Genomic DNA, 16,942 nt, shown 5'->3' on the forward strand with positions numbered 1-16,942 from the left:
CTTATGCCCTCTCGCCACGGATGGAAACAGCCGGGAAGGGGTATTGCTCGTTGCGTTCAACCCAATCCATGAAATCGGCGCGGGCGCCGGGGAAGCCGATCATGGTCCAGCCGACCATGCCTTTGTTGCCACCGTGGATCGGGTCGCAGAAGAACCCTTCCTTGGTGTTTTGCAGCAACAAGTTGAAGAAAATCTTCGACGGCACGGCGTCAAAATGCACAGCGGTTTCACCGCCGCCGGCTTCCAGGCGCTTGAGCATATCGTCCTGGGTAGCGCTGTCTTGCGCAGCAAAAGCTTTACCGTTGAACGCTTTCGACCACGCATCCGTGGCAGCAATACCTAGGCGATAGATTTCCTTGGGCACCAATTTGCTCTGCCAACCCATCTCCGGCGGTGCGTCGGCGTTGAACGGACCTTGCATAAACCACAGGGCGCCGCTGGCGTATGGGGTGTTCATCTGGCGGTCGATGTATTCCGGCGCACCGGCTTCCAGCGCACCAGGGCCTTGTGCATCAGCCGGGATCAAGCGAGCGACAGCGGCATTGATAAAGGCCCATTCTTCGGCAGTGAAATAGCTCGGCTCGTAAGCCTTGCTACTGACAGAGGCCTTGGCCGGACTGGCTTGAGCAGGCTCGGACGTAGCCATCAGCACCGAACCGCCCAGGCCCGTGCTGGCAACAGTGACCACCGGGATCAAGGTCAAGGATTTGCGCAAAAACTCACGCCGGGGGTTGTCTCGATCTTGATCAGACATGGTGGCACCTCATCATGTGGTCACAGGTTTGTCAGCCGCTTCTAAGGAGCGACTTATCGTTTTGGCAGAAAATGGGGATCCAAAGGACCCAAGGGGATAGAACACAGCGGCAATCAATAGTTACAAATGATAGCAGCCTAAGCATTGAGAGAATCGATTCAGCATTAAAAGACAGCAGCAGTTCACGATTCTTTGACGAGCACCTCACGCCGCATTGACCGCCCCTAGGCGAATCTGAGCCCATCAGCCATCTCCCTATTCGGTTACATCGCGCATGCTCAAGAATCAATTACTGCCGGCCTTATACATCGCGTGCATGGCGCTGTTCACCATCAGCCACGCCCAGGCTGACGACGCCGCACCCATTCGCTCACCGGAATGGGCACAGCCGGTGGGAAACCAATATAACCTGTATCAAATGTCACCTACGCTCTATCGCAGCGCGTTACCTGACAGCAGCGCGGTTCCTGTCTTGGAAAAACTCAAGATCGGTACAGTGATCAATTTTCTGCCCGAATCTGATGCCAACTGGCTGAAATCGCCGGGCATCAAACAAGTGCAACTGGCCTATCGCACCAACCATGTCGACGACAGCGACGTACTGGCAGCCCTGCGGGCCATTCAGGACGCACAAGCTGACGGCGCGGTGTTGATGCACTGCAAACACGGCTCCGACCGCACCGGGTTGATGGCCGCGATGTATCGGGTGGTAGTCCAGGGATGGAGCAAGGAAGACGCGCTGAACGAAATGACCTTGGGCGGTTTTGGCACCAGCAACGGCTTTAAGGACGGCGTTCGCTACATGATGCAGGCCAATGTCGACAAACTGCGTACAGCGCTGGCCAATGGTGATTGCAGCACCAGCGCGTTTGCACTGTGCTCGATGAAGAGTTGGATTAATACGGGGAGCAAGGAACCAAACACCTTGTAGGTGCGAGCTTGCTCCGGGCGGCGCAAGCTCGCTTCTACATGGAGTCAGTGTTTTTTCAGTTTCGGATTGGGGAAAAACTGCACCGCTTGCACCTTGGCATCCGGCACTTTCAACGCCGACGTGTTCACCCGCGTACCCAATTCCTTGGGCACCGACAGGCCTTGTTCATTGAGCGTGTCGGAGTAACCGCAGGCCACGCACTCGCGGTGCGGTACGTCGTCTTCGCTCCACATCATCAACTTGTCTGGCTCGCTGCACGCCGGGCAGACCGCCCCGGCGATAAAGCGTTTTTTGGTTTTCACAGGTCCGTCACTCATGCTGCCGCGTCCTCACTCAGGCCGCTGTGGCGCAAGAGTGCGTCAATCGAGGGCGCACGTCCGCGAAAGTCGACGAACAGCACCATCGGCGCCTGTGAACCGCCACGAGCCAGGATCGCTTCGCGAAATGCCCGGCCAGTCTCGGCATTGAGCACGCCGTCTTCTTCAAACTTGGAGAAGGCATCGGCGGACAGTACTTCTGCCCACTTGTAGCTGTAATAACCCGCCGCGTAACCGCCGGCAAAGATGTGGGCAAAGCTGTTAGGGAAGCGGTTGTAGGCAGGCGGGCGCATCACCGAGACTTCGTCGCGCACGCCTTCGAGCACTTGCAACACGCTGCGGCCATCACCGTGGGTGGCGTGCAGTTCGAAGTCGAACAGGGAGAACTCCAGTTGGCGCACCATCATCAGGCCGGACTGGAAATTTTTCGCCGCAAGCATTTTTTCCAGCAGGTCCTGAGGCAGCGGCTCACCGGTTTCGTAGTGACCGGAAATCAGCGCCAAACCTTCTGGTTCCCAGCACCAGTTCTCCATGAACTGGCTCGGCAGCTCTACCGCATCCCAGGCCACACCGTTAATACCGGACACGCCAGCATGTTCGACGCGGGTCAGCAGGTGATGCAGGCCGTGGCCGAACTCGTGGAACAGCGTCGTCACTTCATCATGGGTCAGCAGCGCAGGCTTGCCGCTGTCGGCCGGGGTGAAATTGCACACCAGGTTGGCCACCGGGCTCTGCAGCACGCCATCAATAGTGCGGCGCCGATCACGGGCGCCGTCCATCCAGGCACCACCACGCTTATTGGCGCGGGCATACAGGTCGAAGAAGAAGCGGCCGACGTGCTGACCGTTTTCCTTGATTTCGAACAGGCGAACATCCGGGTGCCAGGTGTCGAAGCCTTTCTGCTCGGCGATCTCAATGCCATACAGACGCTGGACAATGGCGAACAGGCCACCAAGTACCTTGTCGATAGGGAAGTAGGCGCGCAGGGCTTCCTGGGCCACGCTGTAACGCTGTTCACGCAGCTTTTCACCGTAGAAACCGCTGTCCCAGCTTTGCAGGTCCGGGCAGCCTTGTTCGGCGGCGTAGGCCTTGAGCTGTTGCAGGTCCTGGGTAGCAAACGGCTTGCTGCGCTTGGCCAGGTCTCGCAGGAAGCTCAGCACCTGGTCGCTGGACTCGGCCATTTTGGTGGCCAGGCTGAGTTCGGAGAACGAGGCGAAACCCAGCAGTTGAGCAAGCTCCTGACGCAGGTCGAGGATTTGTTCCATCACCGGGCCGTTATCGTTCTGACCGGCATTCGGGCCTTGGTCCGATGCACGGGTGCAGTAGGCGGCGTAGATTTCCTCGCGCAGGGCGCGGTCGTGGGCGTAGGTCATCACCGCGTAGTAGCTGGGGAATTCCAGGGTGATCAGCCAGCCGTCCTGGCCCTTGGCCTGAGCGGCGGCAGCCATCTGCGCCTTGGCAGAATCGGTCAGGCCGGCGAGGGTGGCTTCATCGGTGACGTGTTTGGTCCAGGCCTGGGTAGCGTCCAACAACTGGTTGGAGAAGCGGCTGCCCAGCTCCGACAGCTTGCTCTGCACTTGGGCGTAGCGTTTTTGCTGCTCTGGCGGCAAGTCGATACCCGACAGGCGGAAGTCGCGCAGCGAGTGCTCAAGAATGGTTTTTTGCGCCACATCGAAACCAGCCGCTTGCGGGCTGTTGGCCAAGGCTTCGAAAGCCTGGAACAACTCACGGTTCTGGCCCATCTCGGTGGAGTAAGCGCTCAACGCCGGCAGGCAAGCCTCGTAGGCTTCCCGCAACTCGGCGCTGTTGCACACGGCATTGAGGTGGCTGACCGGGCTCCAGGCGGCGCCCAGGCGGTCATTGAGTTCGTCCATGGCCAGGATCAGGCCGGCCCAGGTCGGATTTTTGCTCTGGCTTTGCAGGATGCCTTCGATGGCGACACGGTTGTCGGCCAGGATCTGTTCGATGGCCGGTTGCACGTGCTCGGCACGGATCGCCGAGAACGGAGGCAGGTCGTAGGACTGCAGAAGAGGGTTGTTCGCGCTCACGTTTGGCACCTTGGCTGAAGAAACATGTAAGAACAAAGATGGGGCCATCTTAATTACAATCAACGCCCACCGCAGCTATCAGCAGAAGAGAGAGAGCCTATCGTGACCCTTCGCACCTACCAGAATCACACGCCGGCCTTGGCCTCCGGGGCTTTTGTCGATGCATCGGCGGTGGTAATCGGCGATGTCGAAATTGGCGCCGACAGCTCGGTCTGGCCGCTAACGGTCATTCGCGGCGACATGCACCGCATCCGCATCGGGGCGCGCACCAGCGTGCAAGACGGCTGCGTGCTGCACATTACCCATGCCGGGCCCTTCAATCCTGACGGTTTCCCACTGCTTATCGGCGACGATGTGACCATTGCCCACAAGGTCATGCTCCATGGCTGCACGGTGGGCAGCCGGATTCTGATCGGCATGGGTAGCATCGTGATGGACGGGGCGGTGGTGGAAGACGAGGTAATCATCGGTGCCGGCAGCCTGGTGCCGCCAGGGAAAAAGCTTGAGAGCGGCTTTTTGTATGTCGGCAGCCCGGTAAAGCAAATCCGTCCGCTGACTGACAAGGAGCGGGCGTTTTTCACCTACAGCGCCGCGAACTATGTGAAGCTCAAGGACCTGCACCTGGCCGAAGGTTTCGACAAATGTTAAGAACACCCATGCACTACAAAACTGTTTTATTCGACCTGGACGGCACCCTCACCGACCCTCGGGAAGGGATCACCCGCTCGATCCAATACGCCCTCGCCAAACTGGGGATCGATGAGCCTGACCTGACCAAGCTGGAACATTTTATCGGCCCACCGCTGCTCCAGGCCTTCATGCAGTTCTACAGCTTCGATGAAGCCAAGGCGTGGGAGGCCGTGAATTTTTACCGCGAGCGATTCAAGGTCACCGGGCTGTATGAGAACCGCGTGTTCGACGGGGTCATGCCGCTGCTTGAGGCCCTTAATGGCCAAGGCCGGCAGCTATATGTCGCCACCTCCAAGCCCTGGGTGTTTGCCCGTGAGATCGCCCGGCACTTTGACTTCGCCAAACACTTCAAGGTGATCTACGGCAGCGAGCTGGACGGCTCGCGCACCAACAAGGTCGAGCTGATCGCCCACCTGATGGCCGAAGAAGGACTGAACCCGGCCAGCACCCTGATGATCGGCGACCGCAAGCACGACCTGATCGGCGCCCGCAGTAACGGGCTGGATGCGGCAGCGGTGGGTTATGGGTTTGGCAGTCATGAGGAGCTGAGTGCCGAGGCGCCGGCCTGGCATTTTGAAACCTTGGCGCAGTTGCACCAGGCGTTTTTGCCTCGGCCTTGAAATAATCTCGTAGCATCTGTCGAGCCCCTGCGAGGCTGTGGCGGGAGCGCCTCGGTCCTGGCGCCAGGCTCGATAGCGGCGGTGCGGCCGACCTAGCCTCGCAGGGGTTCGACAACTGCTACGGAGCTTCCAGTGCCTTCAGCGCCGCCTTGCGCTCATCCATCGGCAACCCACCCAACTTCTCCACCGCCCCGTAGAACTTCAGCCAATCCCCACCCGTCTGCCGGAACAACGCTGCAAACGCCGGCACCCATTGGTCATACAGGCCAAACGGCAATAACCGGGCGTTATTCATCGGCGCATTGATCCAGGCGTCATAGCGCTTGTCGCCCTGCCATTGGCTGTCGCGCACCTGCCGGTAATCGCTGCGCAACCGATCAAATTCGGCAGCTTTGGCCTGACGCATCGTGTCCGCCGCCAACGGCTGCGCATATACACGTTCCAGGCGCTTGCGAGTGTCGAGAATCAGTTGGATAAACTGATCACGCTGCTTCAGCGCAGCGCTGCTAGTCGGCGGTAAACCACGGGCCGCACGCCATTGGCGAGTGCCCTCCTGCTCGACAAAGGTGGCAAATGACTCATTGAATTCAGTGTCGTCCTTCACATAGAACCGCTGATGGGCCAATTCATGAAAAATCAGCGTGGCCAGGCGCTCATCGCCCCAGCCCATCATCGAACTCATGATCGGGTCATTGAACCAGCCCAAGGTGGAATAGGCCTCGACGCCGCCAATCGACACGTCCATGCCTTGCTGCTGCAACAACGCCGCTTCACCCCGCGCAGCGCCCTGGCTGTAGTAGCCGCGATAGGCCACGCAGCCGGCAATCGGGAAGCAATGGTTCTGCGGTAACAGGGAAAATTGCGACGTGGCGAAGACATTCCAGACCACGTAAGGCCGACCGATATCGGCGTACAGGCGATAGCTTTGGTTGTCCGGCAGGTGCAGCTGCTGGCTGGCAAAGGTGCGGGCTTTTTGCGACTGGACCAGGTGTTCGCGCAACACCTGGGGCCGGGAAGGGTCGGCGATCACCTCAGTCACCGCTTCACGGGCCCGAAGCAGTTGCCATTGGCCGCTGGCCAATTGGGTGTAATAGCCGACGCTTGAACAACCGTTGAGCAACAAAAATATCAGCCCCGGAAACAAAAGCCGGAAATGACGATCAAGTACCCCATGACGTGAACACCAACGTCCAACCATTACCGCCCTTCCTCGCAGAGTCTGCCCGCCAGACTATCTCGCTTGTACGGAGTTTCGCCATGCGCATGTTCATGCTTACGGGGGGCCTGCTGATCCTGACAGGCTGCGCCGGATTGCCCGACCCCGACCCGGCCCAGGCCTGGATTGACCTCGATAGCGGTCACAACACGGCGCTGCATGCGCTGGAAGTCGACGACAAGGCGGCGGTAGATAAACGCTTTTTTGAAGTGCCGCCTGGTCGCCACCAACTGACTGTTCGCTATCAGTTCGCCGTAGACACCACTAATATCGGCCCGGACGCCCAGCCGTTATGGCGAGATTGCCAACTCAACCTGACATTCAAGGATTTCAGCGCTGCAGAGCGTTACCAGATACAGGCTGGGAGCACCGGTTTTAGGCCCTGGGCCAAACTGTATGACCGTAATCACAGAGTCATTGCCCAGGCACAGCCCGCTGGCTGCCAGCGAAGTTGATCAGCGGTATGCTGGACTCCTTTCTACAGTCGAGTGCCCGCCATGCGTCAGCTTTTGTTACCCATAGCCGCGATTTTACTCAGCGCCTGCGCCTCGACCCCCATCCCTCCTGTCGACCCGCAGCAAGCCTGGGTCGACTTCGCTACCCCGACTCCGGGAGCCAAACTGGTAATGGCCCAACGCTTGGACGGTAAGTCCCTGAACGACGGGCGCTACTTCCAGGTACCACCCGGCAGCCACGAGTTAATGGTGCGCTTTGATTTCGAGGTGTATTCCGGCGGCGGCCTGGGTGGAGGACTGAGCCAACCTCAAGACCGAACCTGCTTCATCACCTTGCAGTACGACCATTTCGAGGCGGGCCAACGCTATCGCCTGGAAGGGCGCTCGTTGGCCTTCACCCCCAATATTCGGCTGTACAACGCCGCACGGCAATTGCTGGCCGAAGAACGCAGCATCAACTGCATTCCCTGATCAGTCGTTGTTTTTTTGGTAGATGATGGCCTTGGTACCGTTCTCACAGCTGCCGACGACCATGGCGATGTCGTGCTTGTCGGCTTCTTCCTTGGTCACGATTTCCAGGGTGTAGGACGGCACCGCATTGGCCTGGATCTTGACTTCAATCTCTTTCCTGAGCTCTTCACAGTCTTTCGGGGCTGCCAGCGCCGAAGTGGCCAGCACACCGCACATAATCGCCAGGGCAAAACGTTTCATGAGTGAAGTTCCCTAAATGCATTGCGCACGGGTGTGCGCCAAGGCTGCAGTCGAGTATTCGACCACAGTTATGAAGCGCGAGTGCTGATTTAACGCAGACAAAAGACCCTGGGAGGTCACTCCCAGGGTCGGGGGAGTTGATCAGCTTACGAGGGTGCCATCCAAGGTGATCGTGGCATTCAGCACCTTGGACACCGGGCACCCTTCCTTGGCCTTTTTACTCAGCTCATCGAACTGCGCCTGGCTGGCGCCCGGAATTTTCGCCTTGAGGATCAGGTGCACCGCCGTGATCGCAAACCCACCGTCTACCTGGTCCAGGGTCACTTCGGCCTGGGTGTCGATGCTGTCGGCCGTGAGCCCGGCGTCGCCGAGAATCATGGAAAAAGCCATGGAGAAACAACCGGCATGGGCCGCGCCGATCAGTTCTTCAGGGTTGGTGCCTTTGCCACCTTCAAAACGGGCCTTGAAGCCGTAGGGTGCTTCGCGCAAGACGCCGGTTTCGGTGGAGATGGAGCCAATGCCGGTTTTCAGATCACCTTCCCAATGCGCCGATGCTTTCTTTTTGATGCTCATAGCAGTCTCCTCGTGCCTGTGGTTTTCGGTTGCTTAGGGTTCTGAGGATAGAAGCTCTGGCAAAGTTCACCCTGTCGGACAAAGCCATTTATCGGGTGGGCAAATTCACGTCAGCTATTGAATCTCGGGTATATGCCCTCATTGCATAGAACACGCATCTGAAGCGGCAGGTTTTGGCTCGTCTAAAAAAGCCTGCGCCCCCCAACTGGAGAAGCAGACTTATGACCTCCCTGTCTGACGTGAAGTTTTCGACCCTCGACCTGGTACCCGTGCGCGCCAACGGCAGCCCGGCGCAATCATTGCGCAATTCACTGGACCTGGCCCAGCACGTGGAAAAACTCGGCTATCACCGCTTCTGGGTGGCCGAACACCACAATATGGATGGCATCGCCAGCTCGGCGACCTCGGTGTTGCTGGGCTACCTGGCCGGTGGCACTTCGACCATTCGCGTCGGCTCTGGCGGCGTGATGCTACCCAATCACGCGCCATTGGTGATCGCCGAGCAGTTCGGCACCCTGGAAAGCCTGTACCCCGGCCGGATCGACCTGGGCCTGGGCCGCGCCCCCGGTTCCGACCAGATGACCGCCCGCGCCCTGCGCCGCGAACGCTCTGGCAGTGCCGACGACTTCCCCAACGATGTCGCCGAGCTGATGGCGTATCTAGGCCCACGCACGCCCGACCAACGGGTGATCGCCGTACCCGGCACCGGTACCAACGTGCCTGTTTGGTTGCTGGGTTCCAGCTTGTTCAGCGCACAGCTGGCGGGCGAACGCGGCTTGCCTTACGCCTTTGCCTCACATTTCGCACCGCGCCTGATGCATGAGGCGATTCGCGTCTACCGCAATCACTTCAAGCCTTCGGCGGTGCTGGACAAGCCCTACGTGATGCTCGGCATTCCGCTGGTGGCCGCTGATACCGATGAACAAGCCGACTACCTGGCAACCTCGGTGTACCAGCGAATCCTCGCGCTGATGCGTGGGCAAAGCCTGGTGCAGCGCCCCCCGGTTAAAACCATGGACGGCCTGTGGCTGCCCCATGAAAAAGACGCCGTCGGCAGTTTCCTCGGCCTGGCCATGGTCGGCAGCCCGGAAAAGATCCGCGCCAAGCTGCAAGTGCTGGTGGAGCAGACCGGCGCTGATGAGCTGATCTTTACCTGCGACCTATACGAGCACGCCGACCGGATTCATTCCTACGAACTGCTGGCGCAGGTCATGAAGGGCTAAACCCCCAGGCGTAAAAAAACCGACGCACTTGCGTCGGTTTTTATGTCTGCAAGCACACGGAATCACCCGCGGTTGTAAACGATTTCCTTGGTGCCACCTTCACAGCTGCCGACGACCTCGCCATTAGCCGCTGCACCTTTGTCCACCACTTCAAGGGTATACCCCGAAGCGCCATTACCTTGGATCTTCGCGTCAATTTCGTTTTTCAGCTCTTCACAAGGTTTGCCCGCCGCCAGAGCCGTACCTGCAATGCTCAACAAACCTACCGCCAACAAAAAGTTCTTCATCCGTCACATTCCTTGCGCTGTTCGAAAAAAGTACGCCGGCCCTCGTCGAGCCGGCGCATCTAAAAAGCTGTAACGAAGTTTATGGCAATCGGCCAGCGCGCAAGTTCAACTGGCTCGATCAACTGCTGGCAATACGAAAACCCACCTTGAGCGTGACCTGAAAGTGCGCAGCCTTGCCATCCTTGATGTGGCCGCGGGTTTCGGTTACTTCAAACCACTCCAGATGCTTGATGCTCTTGCTGGCCTCGGCCAGGGCATTGTTGATGGCGTCCTCGATGCTGGTTGGCGACGAGCCCACCAATTCGACTTTCTTGTAAGTGTGATGATCAGTCATGGTGCTTCTCCTAATGGGCGTAAATGAAGCCTAGCAGTGAATTCTCGTACTGCTTCTGGCGACTATCCCCACTCGAAAGTTCATATTTACTGCACTTTCTGAAGCCCCCGCAGTCGGAATCAACACACGCAACTCAATCACTCTAGGAGAGCCCACATGGCCAACACCTCTTTACGCAAAGCGTCATTGGAAAGCATGGAAGCCGAGATTTCGAGCCTGCTCAAATCCCTTGAAAGCCTCAAGGACGATGCATCGGACGAGTCGCTAAAAACCCTGAAGGCCCTGAAAAGCAATGCCGAGAACGCCCTGAGACATTCTCGCCACCTGATCAGCGATGCCTACGAAGAAGTCAAAGTCAAAACCCGTGAAACCGGTGTTGCAACGCGGGACTACGCACAAGAGCACCCATGGACTACCGCTGGCGTCGCCGTTGGCGCGCTGGGTCTGCTGGCAGCTTACTTGCTGTGCAAACGCGGCGACTAAACGTCCTGGCGCGCCAGCTCAGCCTTGAGCCACTGCGCCAGTTGCCGGGCGCGCCCATCGGCGGCGCGCTTGGGTAGCCACAACGCCAGTTGCGCCGGGGTTTCACTGAAACCCCACGGCGCAACCAGGCGCCCCGCCCGCAGATCCTCTGCAACCAGCGGTTCAGGCGCAATCGCCACCCCAAGACCTGCCACGGCCGCTTCCAGCAAATAATACAAATGCTCGAAACCTTGCCCGTACTTCAATGCGCCAGGCTCAATCCCGTGACGTTGCGCCCAACTGGGCCAGGCTTGAGGACGGGAAGTGGTGTGCAATAAATTTTCGTTGCGCAATGCCTCGGCAGGCGCCTGACGCAAACGCTCGTAGTGAGTAAAACGCGGGCTCATGACCGGGCCGATGCGTTCGCTGGTCAATTCATAGACCTGCATATCCGCCGGCCACGGTGGCTCGGCAAACACCAGCAGGGCGTCCAACCCGGGGCGCCGTGGGTCTAGATCGCCTTCGCCCGCCGACAGGTGCAGTCGCAAGTCCGGCAACTCAGCGTTCAAACGGCCCAGACGTGGAATAAACCAACGCGCCAGCAAACTGCCTGAACAACCGAGGACAAACGGTGCATCGGCGCTGCTTTGTGTGAGTTCTGCGCAGGTATCTCTTAACCGCTCGAACGCCTCAAAGCTGGCGTCCCGCAGCCTGATGCCGGCATCTGTGAGTTTGAGCCCGCGCCCCTCCTTGATGAAAAGACTCACGCCCAAGTGTTCTTCCAACACCTTCAACTGTCGGCTGACCGCGCCATGGGTGACGTGCAATTGCTCGGCGGCCTGGCTGACGCTCTTGAGCCGGGCGGTGGCTTCGAACGCGCGCAAGGCGTTCAGCGGGGGAAGGTCTCGGCTCATGATATCTGTGAGTTTTCCTGACATATTGTGGCGATCTTATCGGTTTTCACAGCCTAGCGTCAGGGGTAGAGTGACCGTCATTGCCTCTCACACGAATTCTTCCTGGAGCGCCCCATGACTCAGTCCCAGACCGATCTACGCAACGGCCCTGACGCCAATGGCCTGTTTGGCTCGTTCGGCGGCCGCTACGTGGCGGAAACCTTGATGCCGTTGATCCTCGACCTGGCCCGCGAATACGAAGCAGCGAAGATCGACCCGGCCTTCAACGAAGAACTGGCCTACTTCCAGCGCGACTACGTCGGACGCCCAAGCCCGCTGTACTTCGCCGAACGCCTGACCGAATTCTGCGGCGGCGCCAAGATTTACCTCAAGCGCGAAGAGCTGAACCACACCGGTGCCCACAAGATCAACAACTGCATAGGCCAGATCTTGCTGGCGCGGCGCATGGGTAAAAAACGCATCATCGCCGAGACTGGCGCCGGCATGCACGGTGTGGCCACTGCCACCGTCGCCGCACGGTTTGGCCTGCAATGCGTGATCTACATGGGCACCACCGACATCGAGCGCCAGCAGGCCAACGTGTTTCGCATGAAGTTGTTGGGCGCCGAAGTGATCCCGGTAGTCGCCGGCACCGGCACCCTCAAAGACGCGATGAACGAAGCCCTGCGTGACTGGGTAACCAACGTCGACAGCACCTTCTACCTGATCGGCACCGTGGCTGGCCCACATCCATACCCGGCAATGGTCCGCGATTTCCAGTCCGTGATCGGCAAGGAAACCCGTACTCAGCTGCAAGCCCAGGAAGGCCGTCTGCCCGACAGCCTGGTAGCGTGCATCGGCGGTGGCTCAAACGCCATGGGCCTGTTCCACCCGTTCCTCGATGACACCAGCGTCGAAATCATCGGCGTCGAAGCTGCCGGTTACGGCATCGAAACCGGCAAGCACGCGGCCAGCCTCAACGGCGGCGTACCGGGCGTACTACACGGCAACCGCACCTTCCTGCTACAGGACGACGACGGCCAGATCATCGACGCCCACTCGATTTCCGCCGGTCTTGATTACCCAGGTATTGGTCCTGAACACGCCTGGCTGCATGACATCGGCCGTGTCCAGTACACCTCGGTCACCGACAACGAAGCCCTCGACGCCTTTCACAAATGCTGCCGCCTGGAAGGGATTATTCCTGCACTGGAAAGTGCCCACGCCCTGGCCGAAGTGTTCAAGCGCGCACCGACCCTGCCCAAGGATCACCTGATGGTGGTCAACCTGTCCGGCCGTGGCGACAAAGACATGCAAACCGTGATGCACCACATGGAACATTCTCAACAAGAGCACTCCCAGCAGGAGAAACACTGATGAGCCGCCTGCAAACGCGCTTTGCCCAACTCAAGGAACAAAACCGCGCCGCCCTGGTGACCTTCGTCACCGCCGGCGACCCGGGTTATGACACCTCTCTGGCAATCCTCAAGGGCTTGCCGGGTGCCGGCGCCGACGTGATCGAACTGGGCATGCCCTTCACCGACCCGATGGCCGACGGCCCAGCCATTCAACTGGCCAACATCCGTGCGCTGACGGCCAAGCAGAACCTGACAAAAACCCTGCAGATGGTCCGCGAGTTCCGCCAGGGCAACAGCGATACGCCGTTGGTATTGATGGGCTACTTCAACCCGATCCACATGTACGGCGTACCACGCTTTATTAGCGACGCCAAGGAAGCCGGTGTCGACGGGCTGATCGTGGTCGACCTGCCACCGGAACATAACAGCGAGCTGTGCGACCCCGCCCAGGCCGCCGGTATCGACTTTATCCGCCTGACCACGCCGACCACCGACGATGTGCGCCTGCCAACGGTACTTAACGGAAGCTCGGGGTTTGTGTACTACGTGTCGGTCGCCGGGGTAACCGGTGCCGGTGCCGCCACCCTGGAGCACGTCGAAGAAGCGGTCACTCGTCTGCGTCGCCATACCGACCTGCCCATCAGTATCGGTTTTGGCATCCGCACCCCGGATCAAGCCGCCGCCATCGCCCGCCTGGCGGACGGAGTGGTAGTGGGTTCGGCGCTGATCGATCACATCGCCAACGCCAGCAACGACCAACAAGCGATTGATGGCGTGTTGACCCTGTGCGCGGCGCTGTCAGAAGGTGTACGTAACGCGCGCAAGTAAGCGTCTCGTAAGCTGTAGGTAAAGTTCCTGATACACAGGAATCAAGCCGCACAATTACGGCCTAAACAGCAAGACCAAGGGATTTCGAACCTCGTTCGAAATCCCTTTTTGTTGTTTGCGCAATGAGGAATACCCATGAAAATGTCCAAACGTATGATTATCGCGTTAGGCGTGCTGACACTCAGCGCCAGCGCCCTGGTGCAGGCCGCGCCACCCGACCAGCGTGGCGGACCTGATCGTGGCGGCCCCCAAGGCCAAAATGAGCAACGTGGCGATGACCATCGCGGCCCCCAGGGAAATCGCCGTGGCGGGCCGCCCCAGGACTTTGGTCCAGTGCGGGAAATTATCCGCGACAACCACGGACAATTCTCGCGCGGCGCGCCACCGCCACGGGGTATCCACTTGGTCAGAGGCCAGCCGCTGCCCCATGGCTACTACGGCGAGCGCCTGGACAATCGCGCCCTAGCGCACCTGCCGTATTACCAGGGCTATGAATGGCGGCGCTCGGGCCCGGATGTGGTGTTGATCGCCATCAGTACCGGGATCGTCTATCAGATTCTGGACGGCGTGCTGAACTGACGCCTAAGTGCTCTGGTGGTGAGGGAGCAAGCTCCCTCGCCACAGATACTCACCAGCTATCTACAGCTCAATGCGCTCGACCTTGCCCACCAGCAGGATGTAGGACAACGCCCCAAGCAACGCCAACACCGCGATGTAGGTAATCGCCGGAGCAAACGAATCGCCGCTTGCCAAAAAGCCGATGACGATAGGCGTGGTGATCGCCGACAGGTTACCGATGAAGTTGAACACACCCCCGTCAGCCCCAGCAACCGTGCCGGCGCCAGGGTCGACACCAGCGACCAAGTGATCGAAGCCAGGCCATTACCGAAGAACGCCACGGCCAGGAAGGCGATAACCCATGCCGTCGAATCAACAAAGTTGGCGCCGATGATCGCCGTGGAAATCAACAACCCACCAATGATCGGCAACTTGCGGGCAAAACCCACCGATGCGCCACGGCGAATCAGCCAGTCGGAAAACAGCCCGGAGCACAGCACGCCGACAAATGCCGCCAGGAACGGCAGCGACGCCAGCAAGCCAGACTTGATGAAGTCCATGCCGCGATACTTCACCAGATAGGTCGGGAACCAAGTCAGGAAGAACCACAGGGTCGAGTTCAGGCAGAACTGCCCCAGGTAAATCCCCCAAAGCTTGCGCTTACTCAGCACGATACCCAGGTCGACCCAACTGAAAGGCGCCTTGCGCTTGGCGGTTTGCTCCTGGATATCCACCAGCCCGCCGCCCTCGCGGATCAGCTCGATCTCGGCAGCGTTGACCCCTTTGAAATCCCTAGGCTCGCGGTATACCGCGTACCAGATCACCGCCCACAGAATGCCAACGACACCGGTGCTGATAAACACCATGTGCCAGCCATAGTGATGCTGCAACCACGCCAGCACCGGCGTCAGGAACGCCAGGCCGACAAACTGTCCGGAGGTGTAGAAGCCGATAGCGGTGGCCCGTTCGCGCTCGGGAAACCAGGTGGTGACCACGCGGCTGTTGATAGGGTAGGCCGGCGCTTCCAGGGCGCCGACGGCCATGCGCAGCACAAACAGGGCGATGAAGCTGGCGGCAAAACCGAGCATCACGGTAGCAATGGACCACAGCAGCAAAGCGACGGTGTACAGAATGCGTGGCGGCACTCGGTCCACCAGCCAGCCACCGGGAATTTGCATGGCAGCGTAGGTCCAGCCAAATGCCGAGAAGATCAACCCGACATGCACCGGGTCGATACCCAGTTCAGAGGTCAGGGCCGGGGCGGCAATCGACAGGTTGCTACGGTCCAGGTAGTTGATCACCACGGTGATAAACAGCAGGACCATGATGAAATAGCGCTTGCGGGTAGGCGTGACTAAAGAAGCCTTCCCGGTGAAGGATTCAGGTTGCATGGGGTGCCTCTTCTTATGGTTATTGAGGGCTGATGCCGGACTTACTGAATAAACCGGATTGAATGTGGGAGCTGGCTTGCCTGCTCCCACATTGACCGCACTTTTTCAGCAACTGAATGGTGTGCTTACCACTCCGCAAAACTGCCATCGGCATGACGCCAGATCGGGTTGCGCCAGCGGTGACCAATGGCCGCACGCTCGATCACATATTCCTCGTTGATCTCAATGCCCAGGCCTGGCCCATTAGGGATTTTCACAAAGCCCTGGTCGTAGTCGAAGACGCCTGGGTCGCGAACGTAATCGAGCAGGTCGTTGCTCTCGTTGTAGTGGATGCCCAGGCTTTGCTCCTGGATAAACGCGTTGTAGCAAACCGCATCCAATTGCAGGCACGCCGCCAGGGCAATCGGACCCAGCGGGCAGTGCAGTGCCAGGGCCACATCGTAGGCTTCGGCCATGTTGGCGATCTTGCGGGTTTCGGTGATGCCGCCAGCGTGGGAAGCATCCGGCTGGATGATGTCGACGTAGCCTTCACTGAGCACCCGCTTGAAATCCCAGCGCGAGAACAGTCGCTCGCCCAAGGCAATCGGGGTACTGGTCAGCGGCGCCAACTCTTTGAGCGCTTCGTAGTTTTCGCTGAGCACCGGCTCTTCGATAAACATCAGTTTGTAGGGGTCCAGCTCCTTCATCAGCACCTTGGCCATGGGCTTGTGCACTCGACCATGGAAGTCGACACCGATGCCGACGTTCGGCCCCACCGCATCGCGCACGGCAGCGACATTGGCCAGGGCCAGGTCGACTTTTTCGAAACTGTCGAGAAACTGCAGCTCTTCGGTGCCGTTCATTTTCACTGCGGTGAAACCACGGGCAACGGCTTCTTTTGCAGCACGCGCGGTGTCCGCCGGACGGTCGCCGCCGATCCACGAATACACGCGGATCTTGTCACGCACCTGGCCGCCCAGCAGGTCGCTGACCGACACGCCCAACGCCTTGCCCTTGATGTCCCACAACGCTTGGTCGATGCCGGCCAAAGCGCTCATGTGGATCGCGCCACCACGGTAGAAACCACCGCGATAGAGCACGGTCCAGATGTCTTCGATGTTGCGTGGGTCTTTGCCGATCAAATAGTCGGAAAGTTCTTCGACGGCGGCCGCTACGGTATGGGCGCGGCCTTCAACCACGGGCTCGCCCCAACCGGTCACGCCCTGGTCGGTTTCAACCTTGAGGAAGCACCAGCGCGGCGGCACGATGAAGGTGGTCAGTTTGGTGATTTTCATCTTTTTATCTCTCTTGTCA

At 59.3% G+C, this 16,942-nt stretch carries 20 protein-coding genes and 1 pseudogene; 10 read left to right on the forward strand and 11 right to left on the reverse strand.

The window, feature by feature from the left end; all coding sequences use genetic code 11:
* Position 1: 1 nt before the first annotated feature.
* Positions 2-754, reverse strand: coding sequence for a gluconate 2-dehydrogenase subunit 3 family protein (locus FQ182_RS17675; protein ID WP_149412781.1), 753 nt, complete (start codon positions 752-754; stop codon positions 2-4).
* Positions 755-1,028: 274 nt separating this feature from the next.
* Between FQ182_RS17675 and FQ182_RS17680 the strand changes: the two genes are divergently transcribed.
* On the forward strand, positions 1,029-1,685 hold the full coding sequence (locus FQ182_RS17680) for a dual specificity protein phosphatase family protein (RefSeq protein WP_149412782.1): 657 nt from the start codon (positions 1,029-1,031) through the stop codon (positions 1,683-1,685).
* Positions 1,686-1,729: 44 nt separating this feature from the next.
* On the opposite strand, the gene FQ182_RS17685 is transcribed toward FQ182_RS17680, so the two are convergent.
* Complete coding sequence (locus FQ182_RS17685) at positions 1,730-2,002, reverse strand: YheV family putative zinc ribbon protein (RefSeq protein ID WP_133100587.1); 273 nt, start codon at positions 2,000-2,002, stop codon at positions 1,730-1,732.
* The gene (gene prlC / locus FQ182_RS17690) at positions 1,999-4,050 is read right to left on the reverse strand and encodes an oligopeptidase A (RefSeq protein WP_149412783.1); all 2,052 of its coding nucleotides are present in this window, start codon (positions 4,048-4,050) and stop codon (positions 1,999-2,001) included. The genes FQ182_RS17685 and prlC overlap by 4 nt, the downstream gene beginning before the upstream one ends.
* Positions 4,051-4,152: 102 nt before the next feature.
* Here prlC and FQ182_RS17695 point away from each other — a divergent pair, with 102 nt between their 5' ends.
* Both FQ182_RS17695 and FQ182_RS17700 read left to right on the forward strand, forming a co-directional pair.
* Positions 4,153-4,698, forward strand: a complete 546-nt coding sequence (locus tag FQ182_RS17695; RefSeq protein ID WP_149412784.1) for a gamma carbonic anhydrase family protein — start codon at positions 4,153-4,155, stop codon at positions 4,696-4,698.
* Between the two features lie 8 nt (positions 4,699-4,706).
* Complete coding sequence (locus FQ182_RS17700; protein WP_149412785.1) at positions 4,707-5,360, forward strand: HAD family hydrolase; 654 nt, start codon at positions 4,707-4,709, stop codon at positions 5,358-5,360.
* Between the two features lie 118 nt (positions 5,361-5,478).
* Here the strand turns inward: FQ182_RS17700 and FQ182_RS17705 are convergent, their stop codons facing one another.
* A complete protein-coding gene (locus FQ182_RS17705; RefSeq protein ID WP_149412786.1) occupies positions 5,479-6,558 on the reverse strand; it encodes an aminopeptidase in 1,080 nt (359 codons plus the stop codon).
* Positions 6,559-6,617: 59 nt separating this feature from the next.
* Between FQ182_RS17705 and FQ182_RS17710 the strand changes: the two genes are divergently transcribed.
* Together FQ182_RS17710 and FQ182_RS17715 are read left to right on the forward strand one after the other, a co-directional pair.
* The gene (locus FQ182_RS17710; RefSeq protein WP_149412787.1) at positions 6,618-7,031 is read left to right on the forward strand and encodes a hypothetical protein; all 414 of its coding nucleotides are present in this window, start codon (positions 6,618-6,620) and stop codon (positions 7,029-7,031) included.
* Between the two features lie 42 nt (positions 7,032-7,073).
* Positions 7,074-7,502 (forward strand): hypothetical protein, encoded by a 429-nt coding sequence (locus tag FQ182_RS17715; RefSeq protein WP_149412788.1) that lies wholly within the window; start codon positions 7,074-7,076, stop codon positions 7,500-7,502.
* Here FQ182_RS17715 and FQ182_RS17720 read toward each other — a convergent pair whose 3' ends face one another.
* Positions 7,503-7,742, reverse strand: coding sequence for a DUF1161 domain-containing protein (locus tag FQ182_RS17720; protein ID WP_149412789.1), 240 nt, complete (start codon positions 7,740-7,742; stop codon positions 7,503-7,505).
* A 141-nt stretch (positions 7,743-7,883) separates the two neighbouring features.
* Positions 7,884-8,315, reverse strand: coding sequence for an OsmC family protein (locus FQ182_RS17725; RefSeq protein WP_149412790.1), 432 nt, complete (start codon positions 8,313-8,315; stop codon positions 7,884-7,886).
* A gap of 221 nt (positions 8,316-8,536) precedes the next feature.
* Here FQ182_RS17725 and FQ182_RS17730 point away from each other — a divergent pair, with 221 nt between their 5' ends.
* Positions 8,537-9,538 carry an LLM class flavin-dependent oxidoreductase gene (locus tag FQ182_RS17730; RefSeq protein WP_133100596.1) on the forward strand — a complete coding sequence of 334 codons (1,002 nt, stop codon included), beginning with the start codon at positions 8,537-8,539 and terminating at the stop codon, positions 9,536-9,538.
* Between the two features lie 62 nt (positions 9,539-9,600).
* On the opposite strand, the gene FQ182_RS17735 is transcribed toward FQ182_RS17730, so the two are convergent.
* A complete protein-coding gene (locus tag FQ182_RS17735; RefSeq protein ID WP_133100597.1) occupies positions 9,601-9,825 on the reverse strand; it encodes a DUF1161 domain-containing protein in 225 nt (74 codons plus the stop codon).
* 118 nt (positions 9,826-9,943) lie between these two features.
* Positions 9,944-10,159, reverse strand: a complete 216-nt coding sequence (locus tag FQ182_RS17740) for a dodecin (RefSeq protein WP_149412791.1) — start codon at positions 10,157-10,159, stop codon at positions 9,944-9,946.
* Positions 10,160-10,315: 156 nt separating this feature from the next.
* On the opposite strand from FQ182_RS17740, the gene FQ182_RS17745 reads away from it, so the two are divergent.
* Positions 10,316-10,642 carry a YqjD family protein gene (locus tag FQ182_RS17745; protein WP_149412792.1) on the forward strand — a complete coding sequence of 109 codons (327 nt, stop codon included), beginning with the start codon at positions 10,316-10,318 and terminating at the stop codon, positions 10,640-10,642.
* On the opposite strand, the gene FQ182_RS17750 is transcribed toward FQ182_RS17745, so the two are convergent.
* Positions 10,639-11,535, reverse strand: coding sequence for a LysR family transcriptional regulator (locus FQ182_RS17750; RefSeq protein ID WP_149412793.1), 897 nt, complete (start codon positions 11,533-11,535; stop codon positions 10,639-10,641). The genes FQ182_RS17745 and FQ182_RS17750 overlap by 4 nt on opposite strands.
* A gap of 114 nt (positions 11,536-11,649) precedes the next feature.
* Between FQ182_RS17750 and trpB the strand changes: the two genes are divergently transcribed.
* The 3 genes from trpB to FQ182_RS17765 all read left to right on the forward strand — a co-directional run bounded on the left by trpB (position 11,650) and on the right by FQ182_RS17765 (position 14,279).
* Positions 11,650-12,891, forward strand: coding sequence for a tryptophan synthase subunit beta (gene trpB, locus FQ182_RS17755; RefSeq protein ID WP_133100601.1), 1,242 nt, complete (start codon positions 11,650-11,652; stop codon positions 12,889-12,891).
* Entirely contained in the window at positions 12,891-13,700 is an 810-nt protein-coding gene (trpA, locus tag FQ182_RS17760; RefSeq protein ID WP_149412794.1) for a tryptophan synthase subunit alpha, read from the forward strand. Before trpB ends, trpA begins: the two co-directional genes overlap by 1 nt.
* Before the next feature lie 135 nt (positions 13,701-13,835).
* Positions 13,836-14,279: an anti-virulence regulator CigR family protein gene (locus FQ182_RS17765; protein ID WP_149412795.1), complete on the forward strand. Its 444-nt coding sequence runs from the start codon at positions 13,836-13,838 to the stop codon at positions 14,277-14,279.
* Positions 14,280-14,339: 60 nt separating this feature from the next.
* Here the strand turns inward: FQ182_RS17765 and FQ182_RS17770 are convergent.
* Positions 14,340-15,649, reverse strand: a pseudogene (locus FQ182_RS17770) (MFS transporter).
* 125 nt (positions 15,650-15,774) lie between these two features.
* On the reverse strand, positions 15,775-16,923 hold the full coding sequence (dgoD, locus tag FQ182_RS17775) for a galactonate dehydratase (RefSeq protein ID WP_149412796.1): 1,149 nt from the start codon (positions 16,921-16,923) through the stop codon (positions 15,775-15,777).
* Between the last annotated feature and the right edge of the window lie 19 nt (positions 16,924-16,942).

The sequence above is a fragment of the Pseudomonas sp. ANT_H4 genome (assembly GCF_008369295.1).
GTDB lineage: Bacteria > Pseudomonadota > Gammaproteobacteria > Pseudomonadales > Pseudomonadaceae > Aquipseudomonas.

Coding starts and splice junctions, on each gene's coding strand:
- FQ182_RS17735 (WP_133100597.1), bottom strand. CDS start 9,825: ATGAAGAACTTTTTGTTGGCGGTAGGTTTGTTGAGCATTGCAGGTACG.
- FQ182_RS17710 (WP_149412787.1), top strand. CDS start 6,618: ATGCGCATGTTCATGCTTACGGGGGGCCTGCTGATCCTGACAGGCTGC.
- FQ182_RS17740 (WP_149412791.1), bottom strand. CDS start 10,159: ATGACTGATCATCACACTTACAAGAAAGTCGAATTGGTGGGCTCGTCG.
- trpB (WP_133100601.1), top strand. CDS start 11,650: ATGACTCAGTCCCAGACCGATCTACGCAACGGCCCTGACGCCAATGGC.
- FQ182_RS17720 (WP_149412789.1), bottom strand. CDS start 7,742: ATGAAACGTTTTGCCCTGGCGATTATGTGCGGTGTGCTGGCCACTTCG.
- FQ182_RS17675 (WP_149412781.1), bottom strand. CDS start 754: ATGTCTGATCAAGATCGAGACAACCCCCGGCGTGAGTTTTTGCGCAAA.
- FQ182_RS17715 (WP_149412788.1), top strand. CDS start 7,074: ATGCGTCAGCTTTTGTTACCCATAGCCGCGATTTTACTCAGCGCCTGC.
- FQ182_RS17705 (WP_149412786.1), bottom strand. CDS start 6,558: ATGGTTGGACGTTGGTGTTCACGTCATGGGGTACTTGATCGTCATTTC.
- FQ182_RS17685 (WP_133100587.1), bottom strand. CDS start 2,002: ATGAGTGACGGACCTGTGAAAACCAAAAAACGCTTTATCGCCGGGGCG.
- FQ182_RS17700 (WP_149412785.1), top strand. CDS start 4,707: ATGCACTACAAAACTGTTTTATTCGACCTGGACGGCACCCTCACCGAC.
- trpA (WP_149412794.1), top strand. CDS start 12,891: ATGAGCCGCCTGCAAACGCGCTTTGCCCAACTCAAGGAACAAAACCGC.
- FQ182_RS17765 (WP_149412795.1), top strand. CDS start 13,836: ATGAAAATGTCCAAACGTATGATTATCGCGTTAGGCGTGCTGACACTC.
- FQ182_RS17725 (WP_149412790.1), bottom strand. CDS start 8,315: ATGAGCATCAAAAAGAAAGCATCGGCGCATTGGGAAGGTGATCTGAAA.
- FQ182_RS17750 (WP_149412793.1), bottom strand. CDS start 11,535: ATGAGCCGAGACCTTCCCCCGCTGAACGCCTTGCGCGCGTTCGAAGCC.
- FQ182_RS17730 (WP_133100596.1), top strand. CDS start 8,537: ATGACCTCCCTGTCTGACGTGAAGTTTTCGACCCTCGACCTGGTACCC.
- FQ182_RS17745 (WP_149412792.1), top strand. CDS start 10,316: ATGGCCAACACCTCTTTACGCAAAGCGTCATTGGAAAGCATGGAAGCC.
- FQ182_RS17680 (WP_149412782.1), top strand. CDS start 1,029: ATGCTCAAGAATCAATTACTGCCGGCCTTATACATCGCGTGCATGGCG.
- dgoD (WP_149412796.1), bottom strand. CDS start 16,923: ATGAAAATCACCAAACTGACCACCTTCATCGTGCCGCCGCGCTGGTGC.